The sequence below is a fragment of the Streptomyces sp. NPDC002785 genome (assembly GCF_040295565.1).
In the GTDB taxonomy this organism is placed as follows: Bacteria; Actinomycetota; Actinomycetes; order Streptomycetales; family Streptomycetaceae; genus Streptomyces.
On sequence record NZ_JBEOVN010000016.1, the window covers coordinates 1 to 26143 of the forward strand.

Consider the following 26143-nt stretch of genomic DNA (forward strand, 5'->3'; position numbering starts at 1 on the left):
CGGCAATCCTGCCGGGCGCTCGCCGCCTTTGTCACTCGGCGTGACGGTGGAACCCTGCACGGCAGGGCGAGCGCCGGGACAAAGTAGTCTTGAGCCCATGCCCGAACGCCGTACCGTCGCCCTTGTCACTCTTGGCTGCGCCCGTAACGAGGTGGACTCGGAGGAGCTCGCAGGCCGCTTGGCAGCGGACGGCTGGGAGCTCGTCGAGGATGCCTCCGACGCGGATGTCGCCGTCGTCAACACCTGTGGATTCGTCGAGGCCGCCAAGAAGGACTCCGTCGATGCCCTGCTCGAAGCAAATGATCTGAAGGACCACGGCAGGACCCAGGCCGTGGTCGCCGTCGGCTGCATGGCCGAGCGCTACGGCAAGGACCTGGCCGAGGCCCTGCCCGAGGCGGACGGCGTCCTCGGATTCGACGACTACGCAGACATCTCCGACCGCCTCCAGACCATCCTCAACGGCGGCATCCACGCCTCGCACACCCCGCGCGACCGCCGCAAGCTCCTGCCGATCAGCCCGGCCGAGCGGCAGGACGCCGCCGTGGCCCTGCCGGGGCACGCACAGGAGGCTGCACCGGCCCCCGTCCCCGAGGACCTTCCCGACGGAGTCGCTCCGGTCTCCGGGCCGCGGGCGCCCCTGCGCCGTCGGCTGGGCACCAGCCCCGTCGCCTCGGTGAAGCTCGCCTCCGGCTGCGACCGCCGCTGCTCCTTCTGCGCCATCCCGTCCTTCCGCGGCTCCTTCATCTCGCGCCGCCCGTCGGACGTATTGGGGGAGACCCGCTGGCTGGCCGAGCAGGGGGTGAAGGAGGTCATGCTGGTCTCCGAGAACAACACCTCGTACGGCAAGGACCTCGGCGACATCCGGCTGCTGGAGACGCTGCTGCCGGAGCTCGCCGACGTCGAGGGGATCGAGCGCATCCGGGTCAGCTATCTGCAGCCGGCGGAGATGCGGCCGGGCCTCATCAACGTACTGACCTCGACCCCGAAGGTCGCCCCGTACTTCGACCTGTCCTTCCAGCACTCGGCCCCCGGCGTGCTGCGGGCGATGCGCCGCTTCGGTGACACCGACCGCTTCCTGGAGCTCCTGGACACCATCCGTAGCAAGGCGCCGCAGGCCGGTGCACGCTCCAACTTCATCGTGGGCTTCCCCGGCGAGACCGAGGCCGACCTGGCGGAGCTGGAACGCTTCCTCACCGGCGCCAGGCTCGACGCCATCGGCGTCTTCGGCTACTCCGACGAGGAGGGCACCGAGGCGGTCGGTTACGAGAACAAGCTGGACGCCGACACCATCGCGGAGCGGCTCGCGCATATCTCGCAACTGGCCGAGGAGCTGACCTCGCAGCGAGCCGAGGAGCGCCTGGGGGAGTCCCTGCAGGTGCTGGTCGAGTCCGTGGACGAAGAGGACGGTGCGGTGGGACGCGCGGCGCACCAGGCCCCCGAAACAGACGGCCAGGTGCTCTTCACCGCACGCGACGGCCTCGTGCCCGGCCGTATGGTCGAGGCAAAGGTTGTGGGCACCGAAGGAGTGGACCTGGTGGCCGAGTGCTCCGAACTCGTGGAGGCGGCCAGATGACGGGAGTCCCGGCATCCGCGGCAGGCGGCTCCGGCGCGACGCCGGTCCGCGGCGGCAAGCTGGGTACTGCGGCCGTCAATCAGGCCAGCCTGTGGAACATCGCCAATCTGCTCACCATGCTGCGGCTGGTGCTGGTGCCCGGCTTCGTGATGCTGCTGCTGCACAATGGCGGCGACGACCCGGCCTGGCGGTCGTTCGCCTGGGCGGCGTTTGCCATCGCCATGATCACCGACCTGTTCGACGGTCATCTCGCACGCACATACAACCTGGTCACCGACTTCGGGAAGATCGCCGACCCGATCGCGGACAAGGCGATCATGGGTGCGGCGCTGATCTGTCTGTCGTATCTCGGTGATCTGCCCTGGTGGGTCACGGGCGTGATCCTCTTCCGCGAGATCGGCATCACGCTGATGCGGTTCTGGGTGATACGACATGCGGTGATCCCGGCCAGTCGCGGCGGGAAGATAAAGACCCTGGCACAGGGGACGGCCGCCGGGATGTACGTCCTGGCGCTGACCGGTCCACTTGCCACCCTGCGCTTCTGGGTGATGGCGGTGGCTGTCGTGCTGACGGTCGTCACCGGGCTCGACTATGTGCGCCAGGCCGTCGTGCTGCGGCGCAAGGGGCTCGCGGCCGAGCGGGCCGCTGCGGCGGAGGCTGCTGGGGGGTATGGGGTGTCTGCGGGGCCTGGAGCGGCTGGAGCATCAGGGGCCGCTGAGGGTGCAGGGCCGGTCTCCGGGGCCACGGGTGCCCGTGGTTCGGCGGAGGCCGAGCGGTGACTGCCGCGGCCCGGGTGCTGGAGCTGCTCGTGGAGCGCGGTGAGACTCTTGCCGTGGCCGAGTCCCTGACCGGCGGTCTGGTCGCGGCGGAGCTGACGTCCGTACCGGGTGCCTCGAACTCCTTCCGCGGGTCCGTGACGGCGTACGCAACGCCGCTGAAGCGGGAATTGCTGGGTGTGGACGGCGTCCTCCTGGCGGAGCGCGGTGCGGTCGACGCGGAGGTGGCGCGGCAGATGGCGACAGGTGTGCGGCGCGTTCTGGGGGCAGACTGGGGTATGGCCACCACCGGCGTTGCGGGACCCGAGCCGCAGGACGGCAAGCCCGTCGGCACGGTCTATGTTGCGGTGGCCGGGCCGGACGGCGCGGAGAATGTGACCGCGCTGCGGTTGAGCGGCGGGCGTGCGGACATCCGTAGAGAGAGCGTACGAAGCGTGCTGGCATTGCTCTCCGCCGAACTCGGCAAGAATGCAAGCGCACAGGATACGGAACACAACGGGGGGAATTGATGTTTGCAGCCCTGAGTGAACACGACATCGCTCCCCGCACGGCCGCGGCGCAAGGCGGTACGGTGGGGCGTGAAGGATGCGGCTACGCGGTCCGAGGAGGGAGCCACCGATGATTCTGCTCCGTCGCCTGCTTGGTGACGTGCTGCGTCGGCAGCGCCAGCGCCAAGGCCGTACTCTGCGCGAAGTCTCCTCGTCCGCCCGAGTCTCGCTCGGCTATCTCTCCGAGGTGGAGCGGGGGCAGAAGGAGGCATCCTCCGAACTGCTCTCCGCTATTTGCGACGCGCTTGACGTACGGATGTCCGAGCTCATGCGTGAAGTGAGCGATGAGCTGTCGCTGGCCGAACTGGCCGAGTCGGCAGCAGCCAGCGACCCGGTGCCTGTACCGGTACGCCCAATGCTCAATTCCGTCTCCGTGACGTCGGTGGCGGGTGTGCCGACGGGACGGGTAACCATCAAGGCGCCCGCGGAAGCGGTGGATGTCGTCGCCGCCTGACCCGCGCGGTCCAGTGTGAAGCGGAGCCCCGGTCGGCCCCTAAGGGGGCGACCGGGGCTTCTGCGCGGTCCGGGGCGGATGGGCGTGGTCCGTTCTGGATGCGGCTCGGGAGTGTCTGGGCGAGACTGCGACTATGAGGCGCCTATCAGGAAGATCGCGGGTAGCTCGACACGGCCTGACGTGGGTTGACGTGTCTCGATGCGACCTGATGCGGTCTGCTCCGGGGTGCCCCTGAGCGCCTCAGGCGCAGGGGGAGTCAATGATCCGGAGCAAGCCCGGATGTCCCGGGCGGAGAGCGCACAACGGTCTGCGGCAGCGCACTGCGCGCCGGTGCTGCACCGGTGCGCCCTCCCGTCGGCCGAGCGGGCCGGGCTAGGTTCGGCCGGAGGAGGCAGCCATGGTACGGCGATGGGTGCCGGCGCTCGTTCTCGGCGGGGTGTGGTGGTGGGCCGTGCTGCGGCTCGTGCTGGAACCGGCCCATGCGGGGCTTGTCGAGGGCGCGGTGGCGGCGGGCGGATGGGGGCTGAGCCTCCTGCCCGTGCATGTGGCCGCGACCGCTGGGCCGACGGGGGCGAGCGGGGCGGATGCGGGTGCGGGGCGGTGGTCTGCTCTTGGGATGCGGTGTGCGGGTTGGTGGTCCGGCATCGGGACGCAGTGTGTGAGTCGGTGGTGTGCTGTTGGGATGCGGTGCGGTGGCTGGGCGTGGCGGACTACCAGGGCATGGCTGCGCCGCCGTTCGGGCGGAGGATCTGACCGGTCATGAAGGCCGACGCATCGGATGCGAGATGGAGCAGGGTGTGGGCGACGTCCTCGGGCTCGCCGACCCGGCCGAGCGGGGAGATCCGCGCCATCGTGGCCTCCGCCCGGTGTTGCTGTTGTGGCGGGCGGTCATGGGCGTAGGGATCCAGCCCGGGGCAACGGCGTTGACGCGGATGGAATGAGGCCCCAGCTCGGTCGCAAGGGTCGTCAGCTGGACGGCCGCCGCCTTGGCCGCGCTGCAGCAGAGCAGCCCCGGGCTCGTGGCGTCGACCGCTCCCGAGTCCATGGTGATCAGCGAGCCGGGTGCGCGGAGCGTGATCATGCTGCGGGCCACTTCCTGACAGGCGTACAGAACGCCTCTGAAATTGACTGGGAGGACCCGATCGAGGTCGTCGTCCGTGTCTCCAGGACGCTACTCGTATGCATGATTCCGGCCACGGCTGCCAGGCTGTCGATATCGCCCGCGGCGGCCACCGCGGCCCTGATCCGACTGCGGTCGGTCTAACTCGTAGGGCCTGTTTGACAGCGCGGGCACCAGTAGGTGGGGCGGGCGTCCTGATCGGCCGTGCGGATGGGCGTGCCGCAGCGCAGGCAGGGGCGGTTGGTCCTGCCGTAGACCCAGAGCCGTTCGGTCGTGCGGGGCGCTGCGCCGGTGGTCGTGCGCATGGGGCGGTCGCGGTTGACTTCGAGGAGTTGTCTGGCCGTGGTGACAAGCCGGGCGATGGTGGGGGCGGCCAAGTCGCCGATGGAGAGCCAAGGGGTCGCACGGGCGAGGAAGCAGAGCTCGGCCTTGTAGATGTTGCCGATTCCGGCCAGGTTGCGCTGGTCCAGGAGGGCCTCGCCCAGGGGGCGGGAGGGGTCGCTGAGCAGATTGTGCAGAGCCGTGTCGGGGTTCCAGTCGGGGCCCAGCAGATCGGGGCCGAGATGGCCGACCGCCTTCTCCTCGTCCCGGGTGCGGAGGAGTTCGAGGACGGGGAGCCGGTAGCCGACGGCCGTGTGCTCCGCGTTGGCGAGGACGGCGCGGATCTGGTGGGCGGGGCCGCCGCGCCAGCGCTCGCCCGGAGCATAGATGCGCCAGGCGCCGTCCATCCGCAGATGGCTGTGGAGGGTCAGGCCGCCCTCGATACGGGTGAGGAGATGCTTGCCGCGCGAGGCGACGTCCAGAACCGTCCGGCCGGTGAGGTCGGCGGTGGCGAACCGGGGGACGCGCAGGTCGCAGCGAGTGAGGACCCGGTCGGCGAGTGCGGCGTGCAGACGTTTGGCGGTCTGCAGGACGGTGTCTCCTTCGGGCATGCCTCCATGATGCGGGGTCGGATGGGGAGTGTGGCGTGCTGGGCGTGGGCGGCGGGAGGTGGTGCAGGTGGTGTGGGGCGCGTGGTGTTGGGGGCGCGCGGGCGGTATGGCGTACGAGGCGTGAGGTGTGCGGGTGGCTCAGGCGCGCAGGCGGAGCCCCCTCGGGGTGGCCAGGAATCCGGCCGCCTCCAGCGTGCGGCCGAGCGGGGAGGTCAGGGACGAGGCGCCGTTGGTGCGTTCCACCGTGACCGTGCCGAGCACCCCCGAGCGGGCGGCTGCCGCCAGCGCCCCGGCTGCCGCGAGGAGTGCCGGGTCCTCCCGGTCGGTGGGCCAGGCCAGCAGTGTCTTGCCGCCACGCTCCATGTATATCGCCAGTTCGCCGTCGACCAGCACCACCAGGGCACCCGCCTTGCGGCCAGGTTTGTGCCCGGCGCCGTCCGGTGGCTCGGGCCAGGGAAGAGCTGCGCCATAGGCGTTGGCCGGGTCCGCCGCGGCGAGGACCAGGGCGTGGGATGCGGTGCCCGGCTCCGTACGTTCTCGGGCGGTGGACGTGGCACGCAGCCGGTCGACCGCGCCGTCCATCGCGAACTGGGCCGCTCCCAGGCCCTCGACGACATAGCCGCGCCGGGCCTGCCCGTTGTCCTCGAAGGCGGATAGGACGCGGTACGTAGCGGAGAAGCCGCCCTCGACGCCTTCGGCCTGGACCGCGCCGCGGGTCACCACCCCGTGGCGGTCGAGGAGCGTGCGGGCCAGGGCATGCGCACGGTGCGTGGGGTCGGGTTCGGTGGCGGGCAGCAGGGACCAGCGGCCCGAGACGGTGGGTGGGCCGGTGCGGGACGCGGGCCGGGCGGCGGCGGTGAGTGAGCCGTAACGCCCGCGCGGGACACTCCGTTTGGCGCGGTGGGCGGTCGACCCTGCCGTGCGACCGGAGCCGAGGAGCGAACGCAGCGGGGCCAGCGTGTCATTGGTGAGCCGACCCGACCAGGCCAGGTCCCAGACGGCATCGGCCAGTTGAGGATCGGTGCAGTCCGGGTGCGTGGTGGCGCGGACCTGGTCGGCGATCTGCCGGAAGAACAGTCCGTAACCGCCGGCCAGGGCCGTCAGGACGGATTCGTGCAACGCGCTCAGTTCGAGCGGGTGCGGGGGCGGGAGGAGCAGGGGTGCGCTGTCGGCGAGGTAGAGGGTCAGCCAGCCGTCCTTGCCGGGAAGGGCACCCGCACCGGCCCAGACGACCTCGCCGGTGGTGGTCAGCTCGTCCAGCAGCGCGGGGGAGTAGCCGGTGACCCGGCCCGGCAGGATCAGTTTCTCCAGGGCCGACGCCGGTACGGGCGCACCCTGCAACTGCTCGATGGCGCGGGCCAGTCCGTCGATTCCGCGCAGGCTGTTGCTGCCCAGGTGCTGCCACTGCGGAAGGAAATCGGCGAGGGCGGCGGGCGGGGCTGGCTCCAGCTCATGGCGGAGCGCGGCGAGCGAGCGTCGGCGCAGTCGGCGCAGCACGGTGGCGTCGCACCACTCCTGGCCGATGCCGGCGGGGTGGAACTCGCCCTGGACGATCCGGCCGGTCGCGGCGAGCCGCTGCAGCGCGCCGTCCGTGACAGCGGTGCCGAGGCCGAAACGGGTGGCGGCATGGGTGGAGGTGAACGGGCCGTGCGTACGCGCGTATCGGGCGAGGAGATCGCCGAGCGGGTCCTTCACCGGTTCGGTGAAAGCCTCGGGGACGCCGACCGGGAGGGCGGTGCCCAGCGCGTCGCGCAGCCGTCCCGCGTCCTCGATCGCGGCCCAGTGGTCCGCTCCGCCGATCCGGACCCGGATGGCCCGGCGGGCAGCGGAGAGCCCCGGAGCCCAGGGCGGCTGGGCGCCGCGCTCGGCCAACTCCGCGTCGGTGAGCGGACCGAGGACCCGAAGGAGATCGGCGACGCCTTCGACGTCCTTGATCCGGCGGTCCTCGGTCAGCCACTGGAGTTCTTGCTCCAGCTCGGTCAGGACGTCGGCGTCGAGCAGCTCGCGCAGTTCTGCCTGGCCGAGGAGCTCGGCCAGCAGGTGGGAGTCGAGGGAGAGGGCAGCGGCCCGCCGCTCGGCGAGGGGCGAGTCGCCCTCGTACAGGAACTGGGCGACGTAGCCGAACAGGAGCGAGCGGGCAAAGGGAGAGGGCTCCGGGGTGGTCACCTCGACCAGCCGGACACGGCGTGCTTCGAGGTCGCCCATGAGTTCCGTCAGCCCTGGGACGTCGAAGACATCCTGGAGGCATTCGCGGACCGCTTCCAGAACGATCGGGAAGGAGCCGAACTCGGAGGCGACCTGGAGGAGCTGTGCGGCGCGTTGGCGCTGCTGCCAGAGCGGGGTGCGCTTGCCGGGGCTGCGCCGCGGCAGCAGCAGGGCGCGCGCCGCGCATTCGCGGAACCGCGAGGCGAACAGGGCTGATCCGCCTACCTGGTCGGTGACGATCTGGTTGATCTCACCCTGGTCGAAGGTCACGTCCGCAGCGCCGACGGGCGGTTGTCCGCTGTCGTACGAGGGGCCCGGCAGCGGTGCCGGATCCTGGGCCGGGTCCTGCGTCGGATCGAAGTCCAGGAGGTCCAGGCCCATCAGGTCTGCGTCGGGCAGCCGCAGCACTATGCCGTCGTCGGCATGCATCACCTGGGCGTCCATGCCGTACCGCTCGGCGAGGCGGGCGTTCAGCGCCAGCGCCCACGGGGCATGCACCTGCGCGCCGAACGGGGAGTGGATGACGACCCGCCAGTCACCCAGCTCGTCACGGAAACGCTCGACGAGGATGGTCCGGTCGTCCGGTACGTGACCGCAGGCGCGGCGCTGTTCGTCGATGTACGACAGAGTGTTGTCGGCGGCCCAGGTGTCGAGACCGGCGGCGAGCAGACGCTGCCGGGCATCTTCCTGGGACAGTCCGCCGATCTCGCGGAGGAACGCGCCGAGCGCACGGCCCAGCTCCAGCGGACGGCCCAGCTGGTCGCCCTTCCAGAACGGCAGTCGGCCGGGAACCCCGGGGGCGGGCGACACCAGGACCCGGTCGCGGGTGATGTCCTCGATCCGCCAGGACGTGGTGCCCAGCGTGAAGACGTCGCCGACCCGGGACTCGTACACCATCTCCTCGTCCAGCTCGCCGACCCGGCCGCCGCCCTTCTTGGGGTCGGCGCCGGCGAGGAAGACCCCGAAGAGCCCGCGGTCGGGGATGGTCCCGCCGGAGGTGACGGCGAGCCGCTGGGCGCCGGGGCGGCCCGTGACCGTACCGGCCACCCGGTCCCAGACCACACGCGGGCGCAGCTCGGCGAAGGCGTCGGACGGATAGCGCCCGGCGAGCATGTCCAGCACGGCGGTGAACGCCGACTCGGGCAGGGAGGCGAAGGGGGCGGCGCGGCGGGTCACGGCCAGCAGATCGTCCACCTGCCAGCTGTCCAGGGCGACCATGGCGACGAGCTGCTGGGCCAGCACGTCCAAGGGGTTGGACGGGATCCGGAGCGCCTCGATGGAGCCCTCGCGCATCCGCTCGGTGACCACGGCAGCCTGCACCAGATCGCCCCGGTACTTCGGGAAGACCACTCCGGTGGAGACCGCACCGACCTGGTGCCCGGCCCGGCCGACCCGTTGCAGCCCCGAGGCGACCGACGGCGGCGACTCCACCTGGACCACCAGATCGACCGCCCCCATGTCGATGCCGAGCTCCAGACTGGAGGTGGCGACCACGGCCGGTAGCCGGCCCGCCTTGAGGTCCTCCTCGACCTGGGCACGCTGTTCCTTGGAGACCGAACCGTGGTGGGCGCGGGCGAGCAGGGCGGGGGCGCCCTTCGCCGTGCCCGACTGGGCCATGATCTCGGCCGGGGAGTGTGCTTCCGGCAGCGTCTGGGCGGGGCCGTGCTCATCGAGCACAGTGCCGGTAGCGCGCTCGTACGCGATCTCGTTGAGCCGGTTGCAGAGCCGCTCCGCGAGGCGGCGGGAATTGGCGAAGACGATGGTGGAGCGATGCTCCTGGACGAGATCGACGATGCGTTCCTCGACGTGGGGCCAGATCGATGGCTTGTCCGCCTGGCCCGCCTGGTCAGTGTCGGCGGCGGGGGAGCCGCCGAGCTCGCCGAGATCCTCGACCGGCACGACCACCGACAGGTCGAACCGCTTGGTGGACGGCGGCTGGACGATCTCCACCTTCCGCTGCGGTGAGAGGAAGCGCGCCACTTCGTCGACCGGACGGACCGTCGCCGACAGGCCGATTCGCCGTGCCGGCCGCGGCAGCAGCTCGTCGAGACGCTCCAGCGATACGGCGAGATGGGCGCCCCGCTTCGTACCCGCCACGGCATGCACTTCGTCCAGAATCACCGTCTCGATGCCGGACAGCGCCTCCCGGGCCGATGAGGTCAGCATCAGGAACAGCGATTCGGGCGTGGTGATCAGGATGTCCGGCGGCCGGGTCGCCATCGAGCGGCGCTCGGCCGGCGGGGTGTCGCCGGAGCGGATTCCCACCCGGACCTCGGGCTCGGGCAGCCCCAGGCGCACCGACTCCTGGCGGATGCCGGTCAGCGGTGAGCGGAGATTGCGCTCGACATCGACCGCGAGGGCCTTGAGGGGCGACACGTACAGCACGCGGCAGCGCTTCTTCGCCTCGGCGGGCGGCTGGACGGACGCCAGCTCGTCCAGCGCGGCGAGGAACGCGGCCAGGGTCTTGCCGGAGCCGGTCGGCGCGACGACCAGCACGTCCGAGCCCTCGCCGATCGCGCGCCAGGCGCCTTCCTGCGCGGCGGTGGGCGCGCTGAAGGCACCCGCGAACCAGCTGCGGGTCGCAGGAGAGAACGAGTCGAGCGCAGAGCCGGCCATGTCCCCCATCGTGCACCCCACCACTGACAACGGCCGTGACGACCATCGGCGACCGCGTCCGGGAGCTGCGAGAATTCGGCCATGGTGGCCATACCGGAATCGGGATCGGGAGAGTGGGCGAGGCACTGGCAGCACGCGGAGCTGCCCGACCTCGATCTGCTGCGTGCCCGGTACGTGCGCCACACCTTCCCGCGCCACAGCCACGAGGGCTATGTCTTCGGCACCATCACCCGCGGGGTGGAGGACGTCGGGCTGCCCGGCGGCACTGTCGTACACGCGGGCCCCGGCGCCGTAGTCATGATCAATCCGGAGGTTCCGCACACCGCGCGCGCGGGTGTTCCGGAGGGCTGGGTGTACGCCACGTTGTACCCGTCCGCGCAGGTGATCAACGATATTGCGGCCGATACGACGAGTCTGCGCGGCACGGTCGGCTTCACCGAGACCAGTGTCTCGGACCTGTATGCGGCCCGGCTGATCGGCGAGGTCCACCGGGCCGCCGAGGAGGGCAACCCACTTGCCGCGGACACCGTGCTGCGGGTGCTGGTCGCTCGGCTGCTCAGTCGGCACGGCAGCGCGCTGCCTGCCCGTGTGCCCCGCTCGGCGGGTGCCCGCGACGCGGCGCGGGCCCGGGCGGTGCTGGAGGGCAGGATGGCGGAGCCGCCCACCCTGGAGGCCCTGGCCGCGGAGCTCGGCACCAGCCCGTTCGCGCTGCTGAGGGCCTTCAAGAAGCAGTACGGGATGCCGCCGCACGCCTGGCTCACCGATGCCCGGGTGCGGGCCGCGCGCCGGATGCTCGACGCGGGGACGACACCTGCGGAGGCGGCCGCCGAGGTCGGCTTCACCGATCAGCCGCATCTCAACCGCCACTTCACCCGGATCGTGGGAGTGCCGCCCGGCGCGTACCGGCGCGAACGTGCAAGAACGTACAAGACCGGTCGCGACCTGCCCACGTAGCGTTCCGGTCGTGGCAGAACAGACAACATTCCCAGAGGGCGTCGGCGAAGCAGCCGGCGAACCCCACGGCAGCGCGACCGTCCCCGGGGTGCAGCAGCCGGACGCGGCCGGGGCGAAGCCGGACGCGGCCGTCGTACGAGATGCCCTCGGTGTCGGCATAGCCGTCGGACTTTCCGGCTTCGCCTTCGGCGTGACGTCGGCCGGCTCGGGACTGAGCCTGCTGCAGACCTGCGCACTCAGTCTCGTCGTCTTCACCGGCGCCTCGCAGTTCGCCCTCGTGGGCGCTCTCGCGGCGGGCGGCAATCCGTACACCGCGGCTGCCGGGGCCTTCTTCCTCGGCGTACGCAACTCGTTCTACGGCCTGCGGCTGTCGCAGCTGCTCGCCCTTCCACGCGCGATCCGTCCCTTCGCGGCCCAGTGGGTCATCGACGAGACGACCGCAGTGACACTGCCGCAGCCCACCCGCCGGGCCGCACGGATCGGTTTCGCCGTCACTGGACTCACCCTCTACGTGCTGTGGAACCTGACCACGCTGCTGGGGGCCCTCGGCGCCGAGGCGCTCGGTGACACCGACGCCTGGGGGCTGGACGCGGCATCGCCTGCGGTCTTCCTCGCCCTGCTCGCGCCGATGCTGAAAAGCACGACTGAACGCATCACCGCCGCAATCGCGGTTCTGCTCGCGCTCGGACTGCTGCCCGTACTGCCCGCAGGCGTCCCCGTCCTGCTGTCCGCGCTCGCCGCACCCATCGTCCTCTTCCTGAGCGGACGCCGGAAGGGAACGAGCCGGGGCATGGCCACGACGGAGGAGGACCGATGAACGTCTGGATCGCCATCGCACTGACCGCCGTCGGCTGCTACCTGGCCAAACTGCTCGGTCTGCTGGTGCCCGCCGGTGTGCTGGAACGTCCGCTCGCGCAGCGTCTCGCCGCGCTGCTGCCCGTGGCGCTCCTGGCCGCCCTCACCGCGCAGCAGACGTTCGGCGAGGGGCAGCACCTGACGCTGGACGCCAGGGGCGCGGGGCTCGCCGCGGCGGCGCTCGCACTGGTTCTGCGCGCGCCCTTCCTCGTGGTGGTAGGGGCGGCTGTGGTCGTCACTGCAGGGGTACGTGCCCTCGGCTGGACACCTTGAGGCACGTGTGTAAGGGGCTCCGTCCAATGGACCGAGCCCCTTACACACGTGCCCGTCGACCCGTTCAGTGCACTGCGAGGCCCATCGGCGCGGTCTCTGTCACGTCCAGCCGTGCCGCGTCCTTCTCCGGCCGGAGGAAGCAGACGGCGAGCACACCGGCCGCCGCGGGCGAGCCCCGTCATCAGCAGATACACCCACCCGGTCTCAGTCGAGGCTGCGTCCATGGGCCCGCAGTGTCAGAAGCGCCTTGAGCGTCACGATGGGCCGCCCCTCCAGAGCCGTCCCAGGCGCCCACTGCCGCCAGTTCACCGGCCAGCCGCCGTCTGTCTGCTGCTCGGCCGCAAGATGGTCGAGCGAGCGGGCCAGCTCCTCGTCGGTGAACCAGCGGCGGGCAAGTGAATCGGGTGTACGGGCGTAGTCGTACGGGAAGTGCTGCTCGCCCGGTGCGTATCCGGCCGCCACCGGGTACTCCGCACGCCGCTCCGGATCCAGCACGGCGAGCCGCTGTTCCCGCACCAGCCGCCCGAGCCGGTCGGCCGCCGCCTCCGCACGGGCCCGGTCCGGAGCGCCGTCCAGAAAGGCGAGCGCCGCCTCGATCTCGTACGGATGCGACCGGTCCAGAGCGTCGACCGCCGCCCAGCAGAAATCGGTGGCCCGGAACAGCCAGGCATGCCACACCGCATTGCGGTGCAGGAGCCCGACGACGGGGCCGGTGGCCAGCAGTTCCGCGGGCGGGTCGTCGACGATCGGGATGAACGGCGCGGCCGGATAGCCGCGCTGCGACGGCAGGAGAGCGGGCAGTGCCCCTTCCTTGGTGGACACCTCGGTCAGGAAGCGGCAGATCCGCTCCACCCGCAGCCCGCTGCAGTGGCCGATGGAGTCGAGGACGTTGAGTGCGTGCGCGGTGTGCAGTGGCTGACTGACGGGGCCACGCAGATCGGGTTCGAGCGCGTGCCCGTATCCGCCGTCCTCATTCAGATATGCGGTGAGTGCGGTCTCCACGTCCTCCGCACTTCCTTTCAGGAAGTAATGGGCGAACCGCCGCTGTTCTAGGACGCGGGCCGTGAGCCAAATGAACTGCGCGGCACGGTTGAGGGGACTTGTTCCGGTTCCAGCCATGGACCGACCGTAGGGCGGTAAGCGCTCTCGGCAAGACGGAGCGGCCTGGCTGCACTCTCAGGAGCGGGATACTGAGCTCATGCGGTTGACGATTTTCTGGGAACGGATGGCGGACCACTTCGGTGCGGGGTACGCCGATTCCTTCGCGCGCGATCATGTGATGGCCGAGCTCGGCGGGCAGACGGTGCACCAGGCGCTGGCCGCGGGCTGGGATGCCAAGGACGTCTGGCGCGGTGTCTGTACGGCGGTCGACATCCCCGCCGACAAGCGCTGATCGTCGGCTCGTCAGTGGCCGGACCTGTGATGTTGTCCGGGGCGGGCGACTGTTTGTCACAGCTGTAGGCGAGACTGGAGCCGTGTCACCGACAGATGAGACAGCCCAGACCCAGACGCCTCTCGCCCAGCCCGCTCCGCCGTCCGGCAACGGGCCGGCCCGCATGCCCGCATGGCTGCCGCGTGCCATGGTGCTCGCCCTGGCGCTCTACGCCTGTTTCCAGCTCGGCAGCTGGGCGTTCGACCAGCTCATCGGGCTGCTGATCAATGTGCTGATCGCGTTCTTCCTGGCGCTCGCCATCGAGCCCGCTGTGAGCCGGATGTCGGCGCGCGGCATGCGTCGCGGCCTTGCTACTTTCCTGGTCTTCCTCGCCGTGCTGATAGCCGCGGCCGGTTTCGTCGTGCTGCTCGGCTCGATGCTCGCGGGCCAGATCGTCGACATGGTCGAGGAGTTCCCGAAGTATCTGGATTCGGTGATCAACTGGGTCAACCAGAACTTCCACACCGACCTCTCCCGGGTCGAGGTCCAGGACAGCGTGCTGCACTCCGACTGGCTGCAGAAGTACGTCCAGAACAGCGCGACCGGAGTGCTCGACATTTCCACCACCGTGCTCGGCGGGCTGTTCCGTCTTCTGACGATCTCCCTGTTCTCGTTCTACTTCGCCGCCGACGGCCCCAGGCTGCGGCGCGCCCTGTGCTCCGTACTGCCGCCCGCCAAGCAGGCCGAGGTCCTGCGGGCCTGGGAGATCGCGGTCGACAAGACCGGCGGCTACCTCTACTCGCGCGGCCTGATGGCACTCATCTCCGGGATCGCGCACTACATCCTGCTGGTGATCCTCGGTGTTCCGTACGCGCCCGCGCTCGCCATCTGGGTCGGACTGGTCTCCCAGTTCATCCCCACGATCGGTACGTATCTGGCAGGCGCCCTGCCCATGCTCATCGCGTTCACCATCGACCCCTGGTACGCGCTGTGGGTGCTGGGATTCGTCGTGGTCTACCAGCAGTTCGAGAACTATGCGCTGCAGCCCAAGCTCACCTCCAAGACCGTCGACATCCATCCGGCGGTTGCCTTCGGATCGGTCATCGCGGGCACGGCGCTGATGGGCGCCGTGGGTGCGCTGATCGCAATCCCGGCCGTCGCCACGCTTCAGGCGTTCCTCGGCGCCTATGTGAAGCGGTACGACGTGACGGACGACCCGCGGGTGCACGGCCACCACCAGCAACGTGGTGAGCCGGTGCTCACGCGGCTGCGCCGGTCCTGGCGGGGTGCCGAGAGCAACGAGGGCCGGGGCGGACAGGACAGGGCCCGGGAGCAACCGGAGCGCGCCTGACCGGCTCGGTGGCAGGGGCCCTTCTCAGCGATAGCCCATTACATCGGTCGGCCGGGTCCTGGACCTCGGTGGCATGTCTCCAGGCAGTGGGCCGACTGCCGTCGAGGTCGGTGAAGCCGTAGACGGGCGCCAGCTGTCCGCCGGAGAGCGGCTTGCAGTTCCGGTGCGACATCCGGGGGTCCTGCGCGAGCGGGCCGGGAACTCGTGGCCGCCGGCCTCGTCCACGAGAGCCGCGGTCTCCTCGACGGTCTCGGGGCGCTTCATCTCCGAGCGTTGCGACCCGCTCGTCCGCCCCGTGACGTAGACGGTCGCTCCGGTCGTACCCAGCTGAACAGCGATGCCATGGTCCGCACTCCGCGTCGCCTCGGGTATTAGAGCTACTTTGCGTGCCAGATTTGTCCATATATGGTGGGAATTCGGCGCGGCATTGATAGCTGATCTTGACTCCCCGGGGCGGAGCGTCAGGGGGTCACTCTGGGGGCAGTTCCGTCCGGCGTGGTGAGCTTGACACCAAAATCGAACATCCATTCTCATGGGATTCCGGCCGGGTTTTCCCGGGCCCGACCGTGGAGTTGTCCACAGGCCGGGAGGACGTCGAGGCCCATTGTCAGTGGCAGGGGTTAGCGTCTTTGACGTGAAGCGATCGACTCAAGCAAATCGGGTGGAACCCATGGCAGGAACCGACCGCGAGAAGGCGCTGGACGCCGCACTCGCACAGATTGAACGGCAATTCGGCAAGGGCGCGGTGATGCGCCTCGGTGAGCGGCCGAACGAGCCCATCGAGGTGATCCCCACCGGGTCGACTGCCCTCGACGTAGCCCTCGGCGTCGGCGGCCTGCCGCGCGGCCGTGTGGTGGAGGTGTACGGACCGGAGTCCTCCGGTAAGACGACGCTGACGCTGCACGCGGTGGCGAATGCGCAGAAGCTCGGCGGCTCGGTGGCCTTCATCGACGCCGAGCACGCCCTCGACCCCGAGTATGCGAAGAAGCTCGGCGTCGACATCGACAGCCTCATCCTGTCCCAGCCGGACAACGGCGAGCAGGCCCTCGAAATCGTGGACATGCTGGTTCGCTCCGGGGCCCTCGACCTGATCGTCATCGACTCCGTCGCGGCGCTCGTGCCGCGCGCGGAGATCGAGGGTGAGATGGGCGACTCGCACGTGGGTCTGCAGGCCCGCCTGATGAGCCAGGCACTCCGCAAGATCACCAGCGCGCTCAACCAGTCCAAGACCACCGCGATCTTCATCAACCAGCTCCGCGAGAAAATCGGTGTGATGTTCGGCTCGCCGGAGACCACGACCGGTGGCCGGGCGCTCAAGTTCTACGCCTCGGTGCGCCTCGACATCCGCCGGATCGAGACGCTGAAGGACGGCACCGACGCCGTCGGCAACCGCACCCGCGTCAAGGTCGTGAAGAACAAGGTTGCGCCGCCCTTCAAGCAGGCCGAGTTCGACATCCTCTACGGCCAGGGCATCAGCCGCGAGGGCGGTCTGATCGACATGGGCGTGGAGCACGGCTTCGTCCGCAAGGCGGGCGCCTGGTACACGTACGAGGGCGACCAGCTCGGCCAGGGCAAGGAGAACGCCCGTAACTTCCTCAAGGACAACCCCGATCTCGCCAATGAGATCGAGAAGAAGATCCTTGAGAAGCTGGGCGTCGGCGTCAGGCCTGATGCCGACGCCGTCGAGCCCGGTGCGGATGCGGCGGGCGGCGCCGCGGCTTCGGCCGACAGCGCGAAGTCGGCGCCCGCCCCGGCCGGCAAGGCCAAGCCGGCCAAGACTGCGGCGGCCAAGAGCTAGACCGTGACGCGTCGTACGGAGTGGCCGGTCAGCGCCACTGACCATGGCGCCGGTCCCGAATTCGCCGCCGGACACACGGCCGAGTCCGAGGGCGCGTACGAGCCGGAGGCCGGTCACGGCACCGGCTCGGGCGCCGGATTCGGTGAGGGGGCGGGGCGTCGTGCCCGCTCCCGCTCCAGGAGCAGCGGCTCCCCTTCCTCGTCGAGGGCCGAGAAGGGGGAGCCGCGAGACCCGGTCGAGCAGGCGCGCAACATCTGTCTGCGGCTGCTCACCGGGACCCCGCGCACCCGAAAGCAGCTTGCGGACGCCCTGCGCAAGCGGGAGATCCCGGATGAGGCGGCCGAAGAAGTGCTGTCGCGCTTCGAGGATGTCGGGTTGATCGACGATGCCGCGTTCGCGGACGCCTGGGTGGAGTCCCGGCACCACGGCCGAGGGCTGGCCCGCCGCGCTCTCGTCCGTGAGCTGCGCACCAAGGGGGTGGATTCCGCCGTGATCGACGAGGCCGTCGGGCAGCTCGACTCCGAGCAGGAGGAGGCGACCGCCCGAGAGCTGGTAGCGCGCAAGTTGCGCTCCACTCGCGGCCTGGACCGCGACAAGCGGCTGCGCCGCCTTGCGGGCATGCTCGCCCGTAAGGGGTACGGGGAAGGCATGGCCCTGCGTGTGGTGCGGCAGGCGCTGGAAGAAGAGGGCGAGGACACGGAAGGCCTGGACGAGCCCTTCTGACCGGGCCGGTACTGGGCGGGACGGTTGTGGTGATTACTGCCCTGCGCGTGCGGCGCGGCTGATGGTGGCGTCGATCAGGACAAGCGCATCTGCGGCGGTGCGGCCGGGGTGCCGGTTCCAGGGTCCGATCAGCCCGGACCAGCCCTGGGAACGGAGCTCGGCGATGAGCCAGGCGCCGGCCCGGTCCACGGTGTCGCGGGAGCCGTAGCCCAGACGGTGTGCGGTGAGAAGGGCGCCGCAGATGCACCGAGCGCCGCGGGCGTTGCGCAACCGGTACGGGGTGTTCTGCCAGCCCCACTCGGTCAGGATCTGCCTTGCGTAGGTGAGATGGGTGGAGGGCCGCACCTCGGGCTGCCCGATGCGCCGCCAGGAGTGGATCCAGTCGGGGAGGATCGCACCCAGGCGCCGGGGAAGGGGCCGTTCGCGCGGCGCGGTCGCCGGCAGGGCACGGACGGAGTCGGCGATGAGCTGGTCGACCGGTACGGACAACAGGTCGCGCCAGTCGGCCGGGTGGCTGTCCGGCAGTTGTTCCACAATGCAGGGGGAGGAGGGGAGTACGGGTTCGGGGGTGGTGAGGTCCCAGCCTGCGACGATCTGCTGCCACGCCTCGGTGTCATGGAGGCGAGCGGCCTGAACGTCGAGCTGGTCGGGGGTAAGGGTGGGGGTCGGCATGGGTGCGAGGTCTCCGTCACGTCGGTCCTTGGTGTTGAGGTGAATGTCCGTCAGGTACGGGGATTGCTCCACCGGAGCGTGGCGTACGGGTGTGTCGGTGCGGATTCGGGGGACTGGCGAACGGCGTCGGGAGGGGGTTGCCCCAGCACGAACACGCAGGCGCGCTCCAGTGCACGGACATCTGAGTGCACAGAGCACTGTGTGACGCATGGCAGAGACGCCACACGTGGCGGAGACGCCGTGCACGACACAGACGCTGCGCATGCCACCGGCTACCACCCGCGTGCACTGGCCCTACGCGCCGACGTCACGTGGTGGGCGCCGCCGCGCTGCTGGCACCGACCGCCACGGCGCTGCCCGGTCGACTGGCACTCAGGGTCCGCCCGGTGGAGGTCGCCACGTCCAGGCAGTGAAAGAAACCTCGACGGAATCCGGCGTCGGTGTCCTCCGGCTGGACGCCCCGCCAGACTCCGCCCCGCCCCAATGCCGGCCTGCGGTTGGACGCCTCGCCCTTGCCCCGTCCCAACGGAGTCCGTCAGGCCTCGACCGGAAGCCCCGCCGCACGCCACGCCTGGAACCCGCCGATGAGATCGGTCGCCCGGTGCAGCCCCAGCTGCCGCAGGGACGCGACGGCGAGGCTCGACGCGTAGCCCTCATTGCAGACCACCACGACCTGGAGATCGTGGCTCACCGCCTCCGCGGCCCGATGGCTTCCCTGCGGGTCGAGCCGCCACTCCAGCTCATTGCGCTCGACGACCAGCGCCCCCGGAATCAGTCCGTCCCGTTCCCGCAGCTCCGCATAGCGGATGTCCACGAGCAGCGCCCCGTCCGCAGCGGCGGCGACCGCCTCCTGCGGGCGGACCCGGACGAACCCGGCCCGGGCCCGTTCCAGCAGTTCGTCGATCCCGACCGGCTCCGTACCACCCCGACGGCTGTCGCTCACTGCCAGCTCTCCGGCCGTTCGACCTGCTCAAGACGGAGTACCGCACCGTTACGGCTGTAGCGCCGGATCTGCGGCAGCGGCGGGTAGTACGCATGGACGGAGACGGCGTGCTCCGTGCCGGACTCGTTCAGCACCTCGTGGACGTGGTGGCGGCCGAATGCCCTGCCCTGACCGGTGGCCAACTGCCGGGAACGGTCGATGCCTTCGGCGACTTCGAGGGTCTTCCAGCCGTCGGTGGGCAGCCGGGCGGCGAGCGACAGCTCCTTGAGGGTGCCGGCCGCGGTGGTGAAGGCTCCGATGGAGTCGGCATGGTCGTGCCAGCCGGTGCCGGTACCCGGCGGCCAGCCGATCAGCCACGCCTCACTGCCGCCGGGCCCTTCGAGCTGGACCCAGGTGCGGCCTTCGGGAGCGAGAGGGAGCGAGGCGACGATCTCGGCGTCGGCGGCGACACGGCGGACGAAGTCGAGCAGCTCCGCGGCCGTCGGAACGGAAGCACCATCGGCGCCGGGGGCGGACATGCGTACAGAGAGTGGTGAAGGGGCAGACACAGAGACCGTCCTGAGGGTTCGCGCGGATGCATGGCCGCACGACAGAGCGCACGGCGCGGCAGGGGGGGAGGCGATTCAGCAGGACGGGCGACACACGCAGCCCGCATAGCGGACGAGGTCCATATGGACCCTCCGCCACAGGCGCACATCGGTGTCGGTCATGTTTCGGAGTGCACCATGTGCGCCCGCGGTGGTCAATTGACGTCCGCTGTCTGGTCGGAGCGTACGGAGGTGCGGGCCGCGCCGCCACGCGTCGCCTCCGCCGCCGCGAAGAGTTCCCCGGGCCGTACCCCACCAAACGACGCCACCAGGTGACCGTCCGGCCTGATCAGCAGCACGGTGTGCGCCGACGCCCCCGGATAGCTCTCGGTCACCAGCAGCTCGCCCTTCACCGGCAGCGCGTCGACAGCCGCGACGAGACGGGGCATGACGCCCGCGGTCATCCAGTGCCGCCGGTCCCACACCCCGGTTCCGGGCGCCACCAGGACCACCAGCAGATGCCCCTGCCCCAGCCGCTCGCGCAGCCGCACGGTCGTGCCGTCGGGTGCCGTCACCCGTACATCGGTGACCGGCGCACCGGGGGGCGTACCCACGGATGTGTGCGCCTCGGAGCGTGGGGGCGCAAGGGGCGAGTGCGAGTACGAGGGGGGCGCACCGAGGGGGCCGCACCCCAGATGCCCGTCGGTGAGCAGAGAGTCGTGCCCCCGTGCGCTCCCCGGTACCAGGGTCCGCAGACCTCCGCCACCGCGCAGTATCGGCAGCGACTGGTCCGCGGCGCGCAGCCGTGCGGCGACCGCGGCCCGGCGCTCCGCCTGGTAGCTGTCGAGCAGTACGTCGGAGGCGCCGTGGTGCCAGGCCTGAGCCAGCTTCCAGGCAAGGTTCTCGGCGTCCCGCAGTCCCTCGTCGAGCCCCTGGGTGCCGAGCGCGCCCAGCAGATGGGCGGCGTCCCCGGCCAGGAAGGCCCGGTCGACCCGCCAGCGCAGAGCGAGTCGGTGGTGCAACGTGTACACGCCCGTGTCCAGCAGTTCGTACGGCGGTGTCTCGCCGCACCAGCCCGCCAGCGTGTCCCGGATCCGCGTGATCAAGGCGTCCGGAGTGACGAGCTCGCCACGTGGCGGCAGCAGCCAGTCCAGCCGCCAGGCGCCGTCCGGCAGCGGTCGTGCGGTCACCTCGGCGCCCCCGGTGCGCCAGGGCGGCAGCCGGTGCAGCACGGCCTGCCCCGGCCACGGCAGCTCGGTGCGCAGCGCCGCGACGGCATGCCGCTCCACCGCCGTGCGTCCGGGGAAACGGATGTCGAGGAGCTTGCGCACCGTGGACCTGGCACCGTCGCAGCCCACCAGATAACTCCCACGCCACCAGGTCGAATTCGGCTCCCTGGTGTGCACCGTGACCCCGGCCGGGTCCTGCTCCAACGTGTCGATCCGGCTGTACGGAGTCACCTGCACCAGCTCCTGTGCGGCCACCGCTTCCCGCAGCCCGTGCGTCAGGACGTGCTGCGGCAGGTGAATCGGGGCCGGCAACGGGTCGCTGTCGGGGGAGTCCACGCCGAGCGCCAGGTCACGCACCAGTTGCCTGCGCCGCATGGACCGCCAGCCGGACCACCGGATGCTTTCGTGCCGGAGCGCCTTGCAGCCGAGCCGCTCCACCAGGGCCGCGGTGTCCTCGCGCAGCACCACGGTACGGGCGGGACGCGTCTCGTCCTTGGCCGGATCCTCGTCGAGCAGGACGGAGGGGACGCCCTGCGCCGCGAGGGCGAGCGACAGCGCCAGGCCGACGGGCCCGGCGCCGACGACGATCACGGGGTCCACGGGGCGGCTCCTCGAAGTGCGAACGACGCCGAGGACGCGGACGAAAGGAGCGCACGGCTCGAAGGGGGGGTAGGCGACGGAGGAAGTGTGGCGGCGGCGGGGGCTGGGGGCGCGATCACAGAACGTATGCAACCTACTGCCGGTGCTTGCGTCAAGCGACACCGGACAGCGGCGAGGGGCGGTGGCAGATGTGCCACCGCCCCTCGGGCGTTCGATGCGACGAACCGTCAGACGGCGCGTCCGTCATCGATGACGAGCGCCGGTTCACCGATGGTCTCCGGTGCGCCCCCGGGCGCGGTGCCCTTGCTCTTCTTGCTGCGCCGGAGCCACCGCTCCAGCCAGCTCGCGAACGACGTGAGCGCGAAGTTCAGCACGAGGAAGATCAGAGCCACGATGGTGAAGCACGCGATCGTGTTCGCGCCGTAGTTCGCACTCATCGGGCGGATCGAGGCCAGCAGCTCGGGGAAGGTCATCATGGCGCCACCGAGCGCGGTGTCCTTCACGATGACCACGAGCTGGCTGACGATCGCCGGCAGCATGGCCGTCACCGCCTGCGGCAGCAGCACGGACATCATGATCTGACTCTTGCGCATGCCGAGCGCCTTGGCCGCCTCCGCCTGGCCCTTCGGCAGGGTCTCGATCCCGGCCCGCACGATCTCGGCGAGGACCGAGAAGTTGTACAGCACCAGTCCGGTCACCACGGCGTACAGCGGACGCACATCAGTATCGATGGTGGTGTACTCCGCGTACACCGCGTTCGCCGTGATCATCAGGATCAGTACCGGGACGGCGCGGAAGAGCTCCACGATGAAGCCGGCCGGCATCCGCACCCAGCGGTGGTCCGAGAGCCTGCCGATACCGAACAGGGCGCCGAGCGGCAGCGCGATGATCAGGGCGAAGAACGCCGCCTTGAGCGTGTTCTGGAGGCCCGGCCAGATGTACGTCTCCCAGGGCTGGGAGCTGGTGAAGAAGGGCTTCCACTTGATCCAGTCGAGCTGGTGCTTGGAAGCGAGGCCGTCGTAGACCCACCACACCACCGCCGCGGCGCACAGGACGAACAGCACCGTGTACAGGATGTTGCGCCGCTTGGCGCGCGGTCCCTGGGCGTCGTAGAGGACGGAACTCATCGCTTCACCGCCACCTTCTTGCTCACCCAGCCGAGGATCAGGCCGGTCGGGAGGGTCAGAACGACGAAGCCGAACGCGAAGACGGCGGCGATGAGCATCAGTTGGGCCTCGGCCTCGATCATGTCCTTCATCAGGTACGAGGCTTCGGCGACCCCGATCGCGGAGGCGACCGTGGTGTTCTTCGTCAACGCGATCAGCACGTTGGACAACGGGTTGACCACCGCGCGGAACGCCTGGGGGAGGATGATCAGCCGCAGCACCTGGGTGAAGCTCAGCCCGAGCGCACGTGCCGCCTCCGCCTGGCCGACCGGGACGGTGTTGATGCCGGAGCGCAGTGCCTCGCACACGAAGGCGGCGGTGTAGGCGACCAGGGCGAGCACCGCGAGCCGGAAGTTGATGTCCGTGAAATCGCTGGCGCCGAGCTTGACGTCCAGGGTCTGGAACAGACCCAGCGACGAGAACACCATGATCACGGTCAGCGGAATGCTCCGGACCACGTTCACATACGCGGTGGAGAAGCCGCGCATCAGGGGGACCGGGCTGACCTTCATGCCGGCCAGTAGCGTTCCCCATATGAGGGAGCCGAGGGCGGAGTAGACGGTGAGCTGCACCGTTACCCAGAAGGCCCCCAGCAGGTCGTAACCTTCAAGAAAGTCGAACACGATCTCCCGCGCTTCCGCGTGTCGGAGGGCACGGCGCGCCGCCGTTCAAGGACGGCGCGCCCGGTCAGCCCTGCTTCACTTGACGACGTTGCCGATCTTCGGGGCGGGCTCGTACTTGTAGTTCGCCGGGCCGAAGTTGGCCTTCACGGCCTTGTCCCAGGAACCGTCCGAGACCATCTTGGTGAGCGCGTCGTCGATCTTCTTCTTGAGATCGGCGTCGCCCTTCTTCAGGCCGATGCCGTAGTTCTCGTTGGTCATCTTGAAGCCGGCCAGCTTGAACTTGCCCTGGAAGTTCTGCTGCGCCGCGTAGCCGGCCAAGATGGAGTCGTCGGTGGTCAGCGCGTCGACGGCCTTGTTCTCCAGGCCGGTCAGACACTCCGAGTAGCCGCCGTACTCCAGGAGCTGCGCCTTCGGGGCCAGCTTGTCGTGGACGTTCTTCGCCGAGGTCGAGCCGGCGACCGAACACAGCTTCTTCTTGTTCAGGTCGGCCGGGGACTTGATCGAGTCATCGTCGGCGCGGACGAGGATGTCCTGGTGCGCCAGCAGGTACGGGCCCGCGAAGTCGACCTTCTGCAGCCGCTCGTCGTTGATCGAGTAGGTGGCGGCGATGAACTTCACGTCACCGCGCTCGATCGCCGTCTCGCGGTCGGCGCTCTTGGTCTCCTTGAAGACGATGTCCTTGGCGTCGTAGCCGAGCTCCTTGGCGACGTACGTGGCGACGTCGACGTCGAAACCGGTGTACTTGCCGTCGGGCGTCTTCAGGCCGAGACCGGGCTGGTCGATCTTGATGCCGATCGTGATCTTCTTGCCGCCGCCCGAACCGGCCGAGTCGCCGTCCTTCTTGTCGGAACCACAGGCGGTGGCGGTGAGGGCGAGGGCGAGCACGGCGGCCGAGGCGGCGGTGACCTTACGAAGCTGCATGGTGGTTTTCCCTAGAGTTGACGCGATGTGAGTGATCAGCCGGTCCGGGCCCGGCAGTGCAGGATCAGTCAGTGGTGAAGGATCTTCGACAGGAAGTCCTTGGCCCGGTCACTGCGCGGGTTGCTGAAGAACTGGTCGGGCGTGGCCTCTTCGACGATCTTTCCGTCCGCCATGAAGACGACCCGGTTCGCCGCCGAGCGTGCGAAGCCCATCTCATGGGTGACGACGACCATCGTCATGCCGTCCCGGGCGAGCTGCTGCATGACCTCCAGCACCTCGTTGATCATCTCCGGGTCGAGCGCGGAGGTCGGCTCGTCGAAGAGGATCACCTTGGGGTCCATCGCCAACGCGCGGGCGATGGCCACGCGTTGCTGCTGACCACCGGAGAGCTGGGCGGGGTACTTGTCGGCCTGCGTCGCCACGCCCACCCGGTCCAGCAGCGAACGGGCCTTGTCCTCGGCAGCCTTCTTGTCCGTCTTGCGGACCTTGAGCTGGCCCAGCATCACGTTTTCGAGCACCGTCTTGTGCGCGAAGAGATTGAACGACTGGAAGACCATGCCGACGTCGGCACGCAGCCTGGCCAGCTCCCTGCCCTCCAGGGGCAGCGGCTTGCCGTCGATCGATATGGCGCCCGAGTCGATCGTCTCCAAGCGGTTGATCGTGCGGCACAGCGTGGACTTACCGGACCCCGAGGGCCCGATGACGACCACGACCTCGCCACTGGCGATGGTCAGGTCGATGTCCTGGAGCACATGCAGCGCGCCGAAGTGCTTGTTGACGTTGCTCAGTACGACAAGGTCGTTCGCCGCAGGTGCGGCGTCCTCGGCGCCCTTGGTCACTGAAACTCCGCTCATCGGCTTCTTGCTCCGTCCTCCTCGATTGAGAAGGACCATAGTGACGGAGTGCGACCAGCGTCATTACATCTGAGCGGAAATTGAGGATAACGATACGGTCGCAGCCGGGCACTCCGTGTGAGCGGGGCGGCGGACGAGGCACCCGGGGCGTACCGGGTGGATAACAGATGGCCCGATGCGATGGGCGGGCCCTTGACTGACCTACCGGTCATCGGAGTGGATGCCCTGGTACGCCATGACGTGAAACATCTCGGTACGGGGAAATGACGAGCGGCGTACGAGAGACTGCATCGACACTCGTCGATACCGCACCTTCGGAAAACCGGCACCGCACCTTTGGAAAGGGGGGCTATGAGACTGCTGCTCGTCGAGGACGACAACCACGTCGCGGCCGCCCTCTCCGCGATCCTCGCCCGGCACGGCTTCCAGGTCGTGCACGCACGCAGCGGCGAAGAGGCACTGCAGGCGCTGCTGCCCGCGGACACGCAGCCCTTCGGCGTCGTGCTCCTCGACCTCGGCCTGCCCGACCAGGACGGCTACGAGGTGTGCGGGAAGATCCGCAAGCGCACCTCCACCCCGGTGATCATGGTGACCGCGCGCGCCGATGTCCGGTCCCGGATCCACGGCCTCAACCTCGGTGCCGACGACTACGTGGTCAAGCCGTACGACACCGGCGAGCTCCTCGCCCGTATCCACGCCGTCAGCCGGCGCAAGTCGGCCGGCGAGGACACCGTGTCCACGCCCGTCGCCGCTCTGCGCCTCGGACACGTACACATCGAGCTGCCGACCCGCCGGGTCAGTGTCGACGGCTCGGAAGTCCAGCTCACCCGTAAGGAGTTCGACCTGCTCGCGCTGCTCGCCCAGCGCCCCGGTGTGGTCTTCCGCCGGGAGCAGATCATCAGCGAGGTGTGGCGTACGAGCTGGGAGGGAACGGGGCGCACGCTCGAAGTGCACGTCGCGTCCCTGCGTTCCAAACTGCGGCTGCCGGCACTGATCGAGACGGTGCGCGGGGTCGGCTACCGCCTCGTCGCCCCGTCCGTGTAGAGGCGTACGTCCCA

General features: G+C 69.8%; 24 protein-coding genes and 2 pseudogenes. 12 read left to right on the forward strand and 14 right to left on the reverse strand.

Features of this window, described 5'->3' with window-relative positions:
- Positions 1-97 precede the first annotated feature (97 nt).
- The 4 genes from rimO to ABTZ94_RS06870 all read left to right on the forward strand — a co-directional run bounded on the left by rimO (position 98) and on the right by ABTZ94_RS06870 (position 3351).
- The gene (gene rimO, locus ABTZ94_RS06855; RefSeq protein WP_351198245.1) at positions 98-1573 is read left to right on the forward strand and encodes a 30S ribosomal protein S12 methylthiotransferase RimO; all 1476 of its coding nucleotides are present in this window, start codon (positions 98-100) and stop codon (positions 1571-1573) included.
- The gene (pgsA, locus tag ABTZ94_RS06860; RefSeq protein ID WP_351198247.1) at positions 1570-2352 is read left to right on the forward strand and encodes a CDP-diacylglycerol--glycerol-3-phosphate 3-phosphatidyltransferase; all 783 of its coding nucleotides are present in this window, start codon (positions 1570-1572) and stop codon (positions 2350-2352) included. Before rimO ends, pgsA begins: the two co-directional genes overlap by 4 nt.
- On the forward strand, positions 2349-2858 hold the full coding sequence (locus tag ABTZ94_RS06865; RefSeq protein ID WP_351198249.1) for a CinA family protein: 510 nt from the start codon (positions 2349-2351) through the stop codon (positions 2856-2858). Before pgsA ends, ABTZ94_RS06865 begins: the two co-directional genes overlap by 4 nt.
- A 109-nt stretch (positions 2859-2967) precedes the next feature.
- The gene (locus tag ABTZ94_RS06870; protein ID WP_018105285.1) at positions 2968-3351 is read left to right on the forward strand and encodes a helix-turn-helix domain-containing protein; all 384 of its coding nucleotides are present in this window, start codon (positions 2968-2970) and stop codon (positions 3349-3351) included.
- A 710-nt stretch (positions 3352-4061) separates the two neighbouring features.
- Here ABTZ94_RS06870 and ABTZ94_RS06875 read toward each other — a convergent pair.
- The 3 genes and pseudogenes from ABTZ94_RS06875 to ABTZ94_RS06885 all read right to left on the reverse strand — a co-directional run.
- Positions 4062-4611, reverse strand: a pseudogene (locus ABTZ94_RS06875) (SDR family NAD(P)-dependent oxidoreductase); the annotation flags it as partial.
- Positions 4612-5403: a DNA-formamidopyrimidine glycosylase family protein gene (locus tag ABTZ94_RS06880; RefSeq protein ID WP_351198251.1), complete on the reverse strand. Its 792-nt coding sequence runs from the start codon at positions 5401-5403 to the stop codon at positions 4612-4614.
- A gap of 138 nt (positions 5404-5541) precedes the next feature.
- Complete coding sequence (locus ABTZ94_RS06885; RefSeq protein ID WP_351198253.1) at positions 5542-10224, reverse strand: DEAD/DEAH box helicase; 4683 nt, start codon at positions 10222-10224, stop codon at positions 5542-5544.
- A gap of 81 nt (positions 10225-10305) precedes the next feature.
- Here ABTZ94_RS06885 and ABTZ94_RS06890 point away from each other — a divergent pair, with 81 nt between their 5' ends.
- Genes ABTZ94_RS06890 through ABTZ94_RS06900 form a run of 3 tightly spaced genes read left to right on the forward strand, consistent with a single transcriptional unit; the run spans position 10306 to position 12306 of the window.
- The gene (locus ABTZ94_RS06890; protein ID WP_351198255.1) at positions 10306-11178 is read left to right on the forward strand and encodes a helix-turn-helix transcriptional regulator; all 873 of its coding nucleotides are present in this window, start codon (positions 10306-10308) and stop codon (positions 11176-11178) included.
- 10 nt (positions 11179-11188) lie between these two features.
- Entirely contained in the window at positions 11189-11995 is an 807-nt protein-coding gene (locus ABTZ94_RS06895) for an AzlC family ABC transporter permease (RefSeq protein WP_502967192.1), read from the forward strand.
- Positions 11992-12306 carry an AzlD domain-containing protein gene (locus ABTZ94_RS06900; protein WP_351198257.1) on the forward strand — a complete coding sequence of 105 codons (315 nt, stop codon included), beginning with the start codon at positions 11992-11994 and terminating at the stop codon, positions 12304-12306. The genes ABTZ94_RS06895 and ABTZ94_RS06900 overlap by 4 nt, the downstream gene beginning before the upstream one ends.
- 204 nt (positions 12307-12510) lie before the next feature.
- Here ABTZ94_RS06900 and ABTZ94_RS06905 read toward each other — a convergent pair whose 3' ends face one another.
- A complete protein-coding gene (locus tag ABTZ94_RS06905) occupies positions 12511-13425 on the reverse strand; it encodes a hypothetical protein (protein ID WP_351198259.1) in 915 nt (304 codons plus the stop codon).
- Positions 13426-13504: 79 nt separating this feature from the next.
- Between ABTZ94_RS06905 and ABTZ94_RS06910 the strand changes: the two genes are divergently transcribed.
- Positions 13505-13699, forward strand: a complete 195-nt coding sequence (locus ABTZ94_RS06910) for a DUF3046 domain-containing protein (protein ID WP_351198261.1) — start codon at positions 13505-13507, stop codon at positions 13697-13699.
- Between the two features lie 163 nt (positions 13700-13862).
- Positions 13863-15029, forward strand: a complete 1167-nt coding sequence (locus tag ABTZ94_RS06915; protein WP_351198351.1) for an AI-2E family transporter — start codon at positions 13863-13865, stop codon at positions 15027-15029.
- Between the two features lie 204 nt (positions 15030-15233).
- Here ABTZ94_RS06915 and ABTZ94_RS06920 read toward each other — a convergent pair.
- Positions 15234-15434 (reverse strand): annotated as a pseudogene (locus ABTZ94_RS06920) (short-chain dehydrogenase); the annotation flags it as partial.
- A gap of 265 nt (positions 15435-15699) precedes the next feature.
- On the opposite strand from ABTZ94_RS06920, the gene recA reads away from it, so the two are divergent.
- Together recA and recX are read left to right on the forward strand one after the other, a co-directional pair.
- A complete protein-coding gene (recA, locus tag ABTZ94_RS06925) occupies positions 15700-16827 on the forward strand; it encodes a recombinase RecA (RefSeq protein WP_351198263.1) in 1128 nt (375 codons plus the stop codon).
- A gap of 3 nt (positions 16828-16830) precedes the next feature.
- Positions 16831-17550: a recombination regulator RecX gene (recX, locus tag ABTZ94_RS06930; protein ID WP_351198265.1), complete on the forward strand. Its 720-nt coding sequence runs from the start codon at positions 16831-16833 to the stop codon at positions 17548-17550.
- A 33-nt stretch (positions 17551-17583) separates the two neighbouring features.
- Here the strand turns inward: recX and ABTZ94_RS06935 are convergent, their stop codons facing one another.
- The 9 genes from ABTZ94_RS06935 to ABTZ94_RS06975 form a co-directional block, all read right to left on the reverse strand.
- Positions 17584-18222 carry a DUF6197 family protein gene (locus ABTZ94_RS06935; RefSeq protein WP_351198353.1) on the reverse strand — a complete coding sequence of 213 codons (639 nt, stop codon included), beginning with the start codon at positions 18220-18222 and terminating at the stop codon, positions 17584-17586.
- Positions 18223-18757: 535 nt separating this feature from the next.
- A complete protein-coding gene (locus ABTZ94_RS06940; RefSeq protein WP_351198267.1) occupies positions 18758-19165 on the reverse strand; it encodes a rhodanese-like domain-containing protein in 408 nt (135 codons plus the stop codon).
- On the reverse strand, positions 19162-19683 hold the full coding sequence (locus ABTZ94_RS06945; RefSeq protein ID WP_351198269.1) for a cupin domain-containing protein: 522 nt from the start codon (positions 19681-19683) through the stop codon (positions 19162-19164). Before ABTZ94_RS06945 ends, ABTZ94_RS06940 begins: the two co-directional genes overlap by 4 nt.
- Positions 19684-19788: 105 nt before the next feature.
- Positions 19789-19875: a putative leader peptide gene (locus ABTZ94_RS06950; protein WP_311605579.1), complete on the reverse strand. Its 87-nt coding sequence runs from the start codon at positions 19873-19875 to the stop codon at positions 19789-19791.
- A 32-nt stretch (positions 19876-19907) separates the two neighbouring features.
- Positions 19908-21521 (reverse strand): FAD-dependent monooxygenase, encoded by a 1614-nt coding sequence (locus ABTZ94_RS06955; protein WP_351198271.1) that lies wholly within the window; start codon positions 21519-21521, stop codon positions 19908-19910.
- Between the two features lie 227 nt (positions 21522-21748).
- Positions 21749-22648 carry an amino acid ABC transporter permease gene (locus ABTZ94_RS06960; protein ID WP_351198273.1) on the reverse strand — a complete coding sequence of 300 codons (900 nt, stop codon included), beginning with the start codon at positions 22646-22648 and terminating at the stop codon, positions 21749-21751.
- On the reverse strand, positions 22645-23310 hold the full coding sequence (locus ABTZ94_RS06965) for an amino acid ABC transporter permease (RefSeq protein ID WP_351198275.1): 666 nt from the start codon (positions 23308-23310) through the stop codon (positions 22645-22647). Before ABTZ94_RS06965 ends, ABTZ94_RS06960 begins: the two co-directional genes overlap by 4 nt.
- A 75-nt stretch (positions 23311-23385) precedes the next feature.
- Positions 23386-24231, reverse strand: a complete 846-nt coding sequence (locus ABTZ94_RS06970) for a glutamate ABC transporter substrate-binding protein (RefSeq protein WP_351198277.1) — start codon at positions 24229-24231, stop codon at positions 23386-23388.
- A 68-nt stretch (positions 24232-24299) separates the two neighbouring features.
- Positions 24300-25085: an amino acid ABC transporter ATP-binding protein gene (locus tag ABTZ94_RS06975; protein ID WP_351198279.1), complete on the reverse strand. Its 786-nt coding sequence runs from the start codon at positions 25083-25085 to the stop codon at positions 24300-24302.
- Positions 25086-25436: 351 nt separating this feature from the next.
- Here ABTZ94_RS06975 and ABTZ94_RS06980 point away from each other — a divergent pair, with 351 nt between their 5' ends.
- Positions 25437-26129 (forward strand): response regulator transcription factor, encoded by a 693-nt coding sequence (locus ABTZ94_RS06980; RefSeq protein ID WP_351198281.1) that lies wholly within the window; start codon positions 25437-25439, stop codon positions 26127-26129.
- Positions 26130-26143: the final 14 nt, after the last annotated feature.

Coding starts and splice junctions, on each gene's coding strand:
- ABTZ94_RS06870 (WP_018105285.1), top strand. CDS start 2,968: ATGATTCTGCTCCGTCGCCTGCTTGGTGACGTGCTGCGTCGGCAGCGC.
- ABTZ94_RS06900 (WP_351198257.1), top strand. CDS start 11,992: ATGAACGTCTGGATCGCCATCGCACTGACCGCCGTCGGCTGCTACCTG.
- ABTZ94_RS06885 (WP_351198253.1), bottom strand. CDS start 10,224: ATGGCCGGCTCTGCGCTCGACTCGTTCTCTCCTGCGACCCGCAGCTGG.
- pgsA (WP_351198247.1), top strand. CDS start 1,570: ATGACGGGAGTCCCGGCATCCGCGGCAGGCGGCTCCGGCGCGACGCCG.
- ABTZ94_RS06960 (WP_351198273.1), bottom strand. CDS start 22,648: ATGAGTTCCGTCCTCTACGACGCCCAGGGACCGCGCGCCAAGCGGCGC.
- ABTZ94_RS06910 (WP_351198261.1), top strand. CDS start 13,505: ATGCGGTTGACGATTTTCTGGGAACGGATGGCGGACCACTTCGGTGCG.
- ABTZ94_RS06915 (WP_351198351.1), top strand. CDS start 13,863: ATGCCCGCATGGCTGCCGCGTGCCATGGTGCTCGCCCTGGCGCTCTAC.
- ABTZ94_RS06945 (WP_351198269.1), bottom strand. CDS start 19,683: ATGTCCGCCCCCGGCGCCGATGGTGCTTCCGTTCCGACGGCCGCGGAG.
- ABTZ94_RS06880 (WP_351198251.1), bottom strand. CDS start 5,403: ATGCCCGAAGGAGACACCGTCCTGCAGACCGCCAAACGTCTGCACGCC.
- ABTZ94_RS06950 (WP_311605579.1), bottom strand. CDS start 19,875: ATGACCGACACCGATGTGCGCCTGTGGCGGAGGGTCCATATGGACCTC.
- ABTZ94_RS06980 (WP_351198281.1), top strand. CDS start 25,437: ATGAGACTGCTGCTCGTCGAGGACGACAACCACGTCGCGGCCGCCCTC.
- ABTZ94_RS06905 (WP_351198259.1), bottom strand. CDS start 13,425: ATGGCTGGAACCGGAACAAGTCCCCTCAACCGTGCCGCGCAGTTCATT.
- recA (WP_351198263.1), top strand. CDS start 15,700: ATGGCAGGAACCGACCGCGAGAAGGCGCTGGACGCCGCACTCGCACAG.
- ABTZ94_RS06970 (WP_351198277.1), bottom strand. CDS start 24,231: ATGCAGCTTCGTAAGGTCACCGCCGCCTCGGCCGCCGTGCTCGCCCTC.
- rimO (WP_351198245.1), top strand. CDS start 98: ATGCCCGAACGCCGTACCGTCGCCCTTGTCACTCTTGGCTGCGCCCGT.
- ABTZ94_RS06935 (WP_351198353.1), bottom strand. CDS start 18,222: ATGCCGACCCCCACCCTTACCCCCGACCAGCTCGACGTTCAGGCCGCT.
- ABTZ94_RS06975 (WP_351198279.1), bottom strand. CDS start 25,085: ATGAGCGGAGTTTCAGTGACCAAGGGCGCCGAGGACGCCGCACCTGCG.
- ABTZ94_RS06890 (WP_351198255.1), top strand. CDS start 10,306: ATGGTGGCCATACCGGAATCGGGATCGGGAGAGTGGGCGAGGCACTGG.